This is a genomic window from Acidovorax sp. FG42 (genome assembly GCF_057809195.1).
In genome coordinates, this window is record NZ_JBMDJM010000015.1 from 124989 (window position 1) to 131779 (window position 6791).

General features: G+C 60.1%; 4 protein-coding genes and 3 tRNA genes. All 7 read left to right on the top strand.

The annotated features are described in order from the left end of the window. Nucleotides 1-37 precede the first annotated feature (37 nt). The 7 genes from ACODSM_RS16295 to ACODSM_RS16325 all read left to right on the top strand — a co-directional run bounded on the left by ACODSM_RS16295 (nucleotide 38) and on the right by ACODSM_RS16325 (nucleotide 6559). Nucleotides 38-124, top strand: a tRNA-Leu gene (locus ACODSM_RS16295). 75 nt (nucleotides 125-199) lie between these two features. Then, complete coding sequence (gene tig / locus ACODSM_RS16300; RefSeq protein ID WP_488806092.1) at nucleotides 200-1513, top strand: trigger factor; 1314 nt, start codon at nucleotides 200-202, stop codon at nucleotides 1511-1513. 134 nt (nucleotides 1514-1647) lie between these two features. Continuing rightward, nucleotides 1648-2256 (top strand): ATP-dependent Clp endopeptidase proteolytic subunit ClpP, encoded by a 609-nt coding sequence (gene clpP, locus ACODSM_RS16305; RefSeq protein WP_015014885.1) that lies wholly within the window; start codon nucleotides 1648-1650, stop codon nucleotides 2254-2256. A gap of 102 nt (nucleotides 2257-2358) precedes the next feature. Next, nucleotides 2359-3624, top strand: coding sequence for an ATP-dependent Clp protease ATP-binding subunit ClpX (gene clpX / locus ACODSM_RS16310; protein WP_015014884.1), 1266 nt, complete (start codon nucleotides 2359-2361; stop codon nucleotides 3622-3624). A gap of 200 nt (nucleotides 3625-3824) precedes the next feature. Continuing rightward, complete coding sequence (gene lon / locus ACODSM_RS16315; protein WP_060984246.1) at nucleotides 3825-6266, top strand: endopeptidase La; 2442 nt, start codon at nucleotides 3825-3827, stop codon at nucleotides 6264-6266. Nucleotides 6267-6351: 85 nt separating this feature from the next. After that, nucleotides 6352-6427: transfer RNA gene (locus ACODSM_RS16320), tRNA-Gly, on the top strand. 58 nt (nucleotides 6428-6485) lie between these two features. Then, nucleotides 6486-6559, top strand: a tRNA-Cys gene (locus ACODSM_RS16325). The last annotated feature ends 232 nt before the right edge of the window (nucleotides 6560-6791 follow it).

Genomic DNA, 6791 nt, shown 5'->3' on the forward strand with positions numbered 1-6791 from the left:
CGGCAGCTCAGCTTGCCGCCTGTTTGTTTGTAGAACCGCGCGGGTGGCGAAATTGGTAGACGCACCAGGTTTAGGTCCTGACGCCAGCAATGGTGTGGGGGTTCGAGTCCCCCCCCGCGCACCACCCATGTGAGACTTTGCGGAACACGGCGCTGCTGCGCTGCAGCCAGCACGATCCACATTCATAAGAGGAATAGCCATGGCCGTTACTGTTGAAACCCTTGAGAAGCTCGAGCGCAAGATCACGCTGAGCGTGCCCGTCACCCTGATCCAGTCCGAAGTGGACACGCGCCTCAAGCGCCTGGCCCGTACGGTCAAGATGGACGGTTTCCGTCCCGGCAAGGTGCCCATGAACGTGGTTGCCCAGCGTTATGGCTACTCGGTGCAGTACGAAGTGCTGAACGACAAGGTGGGTGAGGCTTTTGCCGTGGCTGCGAACGAAGCCAACCTGCGTGTTGCTGGCCAGCCCCGCATCACTGAAAAGGAAGGCGCTCCCGAAGGCCAGGTGACTTTTGACGCCATCTTCGAAGTGTTCCCCGAAGTCAAGATTGCAGACCTGTCGGACGCCGAAGTTGAAAAACTGTCGTCCGAAGTGACAGACAGCGCCATCGATAAGACCATCGACATCCTGCGCAAGCAGCGCCGCAGCTTCGCCCAGCGCGCCATTGACGCCGCTGCGCAAGACGGTGACCGCGTGACCGTGGACTTCGAAGGCAAGATCGACGGCGAACCCTTTGACGGCGGCAAGGCCGAAGACTTCCAGTTCCTGGTCGGCGAAGGCCAGATGCTCAAGGAGTTCGAAGACGCGGTGCGTGGCATGAAGTTCGGCGAAAGCAAGACTTTCCCCCTGGCGTTCCCTGCCGAATACCACGGCAAGGACGTCGCTGGCAAAACCGCCGACTTCCTGGTGACCATCAAGAAGATCGAAGCGGCCCACCTGCCCGAAGTGAATGATGCTCTGGCCAAGTCGCTGGGCATTGCCGACGGTTCCGTGGATGGCCTGCGCGCCGACATCAAGAAGAACCTGGAGCGCGAAGTCAAGTTCCGCCTGCTGGCCCGCAACAAGGCTGCCGTGATGGACGCCCTGGTGTCCAAGGCCGAGCTGGATCTGCCCAATGCCAGCATCCAGGCCGAAATCGCCCGCCTGATGGAAGGCGCTCGCGCTGAACTCAAGCAACGCGGCGTCAAGGATGCCGACAAGGCCGAGATCCCTGAAGACGTGTTCCGTCCCCAAGCTGAGCGCCGTGTGCGCCTGGGTCTGGTGCTGGCCGAGTTGGTGCGCGCCAACGAACTGCAGGCCAAGCCCGAGCAGCTCAAGGCCCATATCGACGAGCTGGCTGCCAGCTACGAGAAGCCCGAAGACGTGGTGCGCTGGTACTTTGGCGACCGCCAGCGCCTGGCTGAAGTCGAAGCCGTTGTCATTGAGAACAACGTGACCGAGTTCGTGCTGTCCAAGGCTAAGGTGGTCGAGAAGGCCATTTCCTTCGACGACCTGATGGCGCAGCAGGGCTGATAGGCCCTCGGGCCGGGTGGCCTGCTTCGTGCAACTGCCCGGTTCTGGTCGTCAAGACACACCAGGGGCTTGTGCTTTCGTGCACAAGCCCCAATTCATTTCTGGGTACAGTACCTGCTTGACTGGAGAAATACATGAGCGCATTGGAAACACAAGGCCTGGGCATGGTCCCCATGGTCATCGAGCAGTCGGGCCGTGGCGAACGGTCCTATGACATCTATTCGCGCCTGCTCAAGGAGCGCGTGATTTTTCTGGTGGGCCCGGTCAATGACCAGACGGCCAACCTGGTGGTGGCACAGCTGCTGTTCCTGGAGAGCGAAAACCCCGACAAGGACATCTCGTTCTACATCAACTCGCCCGGTGGTTCGGTGAGTGCCGGCATGGCGATCTTTGACACCATGAACTTCATCAAGCCCGATGTCTCGACCCTGTGCACGGGCATGGCGGCCAGCATGGGCGCGTTCCTGCTGGCGGCAGGCGCCAAGGGCAAGCGTTTTGCGTTGCCCAATTCCAAGGTCATGATCCACCAGCCATTGGGTGGCATGCAAGGCCAGGCGACCGAGATCGAGATCCACGCCCGCGAGATCCTCAAGACCCGCGAGCAGCTCAACAAGATCCTCGCCGAGCGCACCGGCCAGCCGCTGGAGAAGATCCAGCGCGACACCGAACGTGACTATTTCCTCTCGGCCGACGAGGCCAAGGACTATGGTCTGGTCGATCAGGTGATCAGCCAGCGCGCCTGATCGCCCGAGGGCGGCGAAGCGGCGTTTTCCCGAGGGGAAGACGCCGTTTTTTATTTGGTTATCATCCCGACAACTTTCCGAAACAAGCAAGGCATTGCCCCCATGGCCGAGAAAAAAGGCTCTTCCAGCGAAAAAACCCTTTACTGCTCTTTCTGCGGCAAAAGCCAGCATGAAGTGAAGAAGCTGATCGCCGGTCCGTCGGTCTTTATCTGCGACGAGTGCATTGACCTGTGCAACGAGATCATCCGCGACGAACTGCCGGCTGGTGATCTGGCCCGCGAAGGCCGCAGCGACCTGCCCACGCCGGTCGAGATCAAGGCCAACCTGGACAACTACGTGATTGGCCAGGACGTGGCCAAGCGCACACTGGCCGTGGCAGTGTACAACCACTACAAGCGCCTGCGCCACAAGGACAAGGCCCACAAGGACGATGTGGAGCTGTCCAAGAGCAACATCCTGCTGATCGGCCCCACCGGCTCCGGCAAGACGCTGTTGGCGCAAACCCTGGCTCGCATGCTGGACGTGCCCTTCGTGATGGCCGACGCCACCACACTGACCGAGGCAGGCTATGTGGGCGAGGACGTGGAGAACATCGTCCAGAAGCTGCTGCAGAGCTGCAACTACGAAGTCGAGCGCGCCCAGCGTGGCATCGTCTATATCGACGAAATCGACAAGATCTCGCGCAAGTCCGACAACCCCAGCATCACGCGCGACGTGTCGGGCGAGGGCGTGCAGCAGGCCTTGCTCAAGCTCATTGAAGGCACCATGGCCAGCGTGCCGCCACAAGGGGGGCGCAAGCATCCGAACCAGGACTTCCTGCAGATCGACACGACCAACATCCTGTTCATCTGCGGTGGTGCCTTCGCCGGGCTGGAAAAAGTCATCGAGAACCGCACCGAGGCGTCGGGCATCGGGTTCGGCGCGTCGGTCAAGAGCAAGAAGCAGCGCTCCCTCACCGAGGTGTTCACCGAGATCGAGCCGGAAGACCTGATCAAGTTTGGTCTGATCCCTGAGCTGGTGGGCCGGATGCCTGTGGTAACGGCGCTGGCCGAGCTGAGCGAAGATGCGCTCGTGCAGATCCTGACCGAGCCCAAGAATGCGCTCGTCAAGCAGTACAGCAAGCTTCTGGCGATGGAAGGTGTAGACCTAGAAATTCGCCCTGCCGCCCTGAAAGCCATTGCCCGCAAGGCGTTGGCCCGCAAGACGGGTGCGCGGGGGCTGCGCTCCATCCTGGAGCAAGCGCTGATTGGCACCATGTTCGACCTGCCCAATACCAGCAACGTCGAGAAGGTGGTGGTGGACGAGTCCACCATCGAAGAGAACAAGCCGCCGCTGCTCGTCTACCGCGAAGCAGCCAAGAAGGCCTGAAAAGGCCTGAGAAGAGGCGTGCAGGAGTCCGCTGGTGCCTCCATGGATCAGACGGATTTCTTCACGCGGTCTGAGATGACCGGAGCGGGCGCCCTGTGGCCGCCCTTCGAACCATCAACCCTTGTGCCAGCACGGCTGCGTGCGAGGGTTGAAAATCCCCACATGTGGACCCACTTCCACAGAGCACTTTGAGGATTTCCATGTCCGGACATACCCCCCTGCCAGCTACCCCCCTTGACCTGCCGCTGTTGCCTTTGCGTGACGTGGTGGTGTTCCCCCACATGGTGATCCCGCTTTTTGTGGGCCGCCCCAAGAGCATCAAGGCTCTGGAGATGGCCATGGAGGCCGACCGCCGCATCATGCTGGTGGCCCAAAAGGCCGCAGCCAAAGATGAGCCTTCGGTGGCGGACATGTTCGATGTGGGGTGTGTCTCCACCATCTTGCAGATGCTCAAGCTGCCCGACGGCACCGTGAAGGTGCTGGTGGAAGGACAGCAACGTGCGCTGGTGACATCGATTGAAGATGCGGAGTCGCACTTCATGGCCACCGTGACGCCGGTGGAGGCCACGCCGGACGCCAACAAGCCCAGCGAAATCGAGGCCCTGCGGCGCGCCGTGATGCAGCAGTTTGACCAGTACGTCAAGCTCAACAAGAAGATTCCGCCCGAGATTCTGACTTCCATCTCCAGCATTGACGATCCCGGCCGTCTGGCGGACACCATCGCTGCGCACCTGCCCCTCAAGCTCGAAAACAAGCAGGTGGTGCTGGACCTGTCGGATGTGAAGGCGCGCCTCGAAAACCTGTTCGAGCAACTCGACCGCGAGGTGGACATCCTCAATGTGGACAAGAAGATCCGTGGCCGCGTCAAACGCCAGATGGAGAAGAACCAGCGTGACTTCTACCTGAACGAGCAGGTCAAGGCCATCCAGAAGGAACTGGGCGAGGGCGACGAGGGGGCGGACATCGAGGAGATCGAGAAAAAGATCAAGCTCGCCAAGATGCCAGCCGAGGCGCGCAAGAAGGCAGAGGCTGAGCTCAAGAAGCTCAAGCTCATGTCGCCCATGTCGGCCGAAGCGACGGTGGTGCGCAACTACATCGACGTGCTCACCGCGCTGCCGTGGAGCAAGAAGACCAAGATCAAGCACGACCTGGTGAATGCCGAGGGCGTCCTTAACGAAGACCACTACGGTCTCGACAAGGTCAAGGACCGCATCCTGGAATACCTCGCGGTACAGCAGCGCGTGGACAAGGTGAAAGCGCCTATCCTGTGCCTGGTGGGACCTCCTGGCGTGGGCAAGACCTCGCTGGGACAGTCCATTGCCAAAGCCACCGGACGCAAGTACGTGCGCATGGCCCTGGGCGGCATGCGCGATGAAGCCGAGATCCGCGGGCACCGCCGCACCTACATTGGCGCACTGCCGGGCAAGGTGCTGCAGAGCCTTTCGAAAGTCGGTACGCGCAACCCGTTGTTCCTGCTCGACGAGATCGACAAACTGGGTACGGATTTCCGGGGCGACCCGTCCAGCGCGCTGCTGGAAGTGCTTGACCCCGAGCAGAACCACACATTCGGCGACCACTATGTCGAGGTGGACTTCGATCTGTCCGACGTGATGTTCGTCGCCACGTCGAACTCGATGAACATTCCGCCAGCGCTGCTAGACCGGATGGAAGTGATTCGCCTGTCGGGCTACACCGAAGACGAGAAGACCAGCATCGCCATGAAGTACCTGCTGCCCAAGCAGCTCAAGAACAATGGCGTGAAGGACGAAGAACTGCTCATCACCGAGCCTGCCGTGCGCGACATGGTGCGCTACTACACCCGTGAAGCTGGTGTGCGCTCGTTAGAGCGCGAGCTGTCCAAAATTTGCCGCAAGGTGGTCAAGGGCTTGCAGCTGAAGAAGCTGGAGCCTCAGGTCGTCGTCACTGCCGACAACCTGCCGGACTTTTTGGGCGTGCGCAAGTACACCTACGGCCGTGCCGAACTGCAAAACCAGGTGGGGCAGGTGGTGGGCTTGGCCTGGACGGAGGTGGGGGGCGATCTGCTGACCATCGAGGCGGCCATCATGCCTGGCAAGGGAGTGATCACGCGCACAGGTTCCCTGGGCGACGTGATGAAGGAATCCGTGGAAGCAGCCCGTACGGTGGTGCGCAGCCGCGCACGCATGCTGGGCATCAAGGACGAAACGTTCGAGAAGCGCGACATCCATATCCACGTGCCCGATGGCGCCACACCCAAGGACGGCCCCAGCGCCGGGGCCGCAATGACCACGGCCTTTGTCTCGGCCCTCACCGGCATTCCTGTGCGCGGCGATGTGGCGATGACGGGCGAGATCACGCTGCGGGGCGAGGTAACGGCCATCGGCGGCCTCAAGGAAAAGCTGCTGGCCGCTTTGCGCGGTGGCATCAAGACGGTGCTGATTCCTGAAGAGAACGTGAAGGACCTTGCAGAGATTCCGGACAACGTGAAGAGCGGCCTGGAGATCGTGCCTGTGCGCTGGATCGACAAGGTGCTGGAGGTGGCGCTGGAGAGCAAGCCTGTGCCGCTGACGGATGAAGAGGTCGCCGTGGCTGCTGCAGCGGTAGCTGTGTCGACAGACAAAGCCGCAGCGTCGTCTGCTGCCGTCGATGGATTGAAACATTGATGCAAATTTTTTTGGGAGCCCCAAAAAATGCGCTACAATTCATTCCATCGCAGCAAACGTTGTACAATGTAAGGCTTCGATAAATGCGGGAATAGCTCAGTTGGTAGAGCGCAACCTTGCCAAGGTTGAGGTCGAGAGTTCGAGACTCTTTTCCCGCTCCAATTTCCACAAAAAGGGAAGCAATTGCTTCCCTTTTTTGTCAGAGGAATGGGAGTTCCTGGCGCGGTAGCAAAGCGGTTATGCCCCGGATTGCAAATCCGGTTAGTCCGGTTCGACTCCGGACCGCGCCTCCAGATACGGTCTGCAGCATTAAAGCGACGAAGCCCTCAGGGCGAAGACGCAAGCAAAGATCGTTTCAGGGGTTGGTAGTTGGATAAAAATTTTTTGGCTTGCAATCGAACATGGTCAAAAAGAGTTATATAATTTGAGGCTTGCTGATAAGCGCTAACGGAAACGTTAGAAAAATCAGAAAATGCGGGAATAGCTCAGTTGGTAGAGCGCAACCTTGCCAAGGTTGAGGTCGAG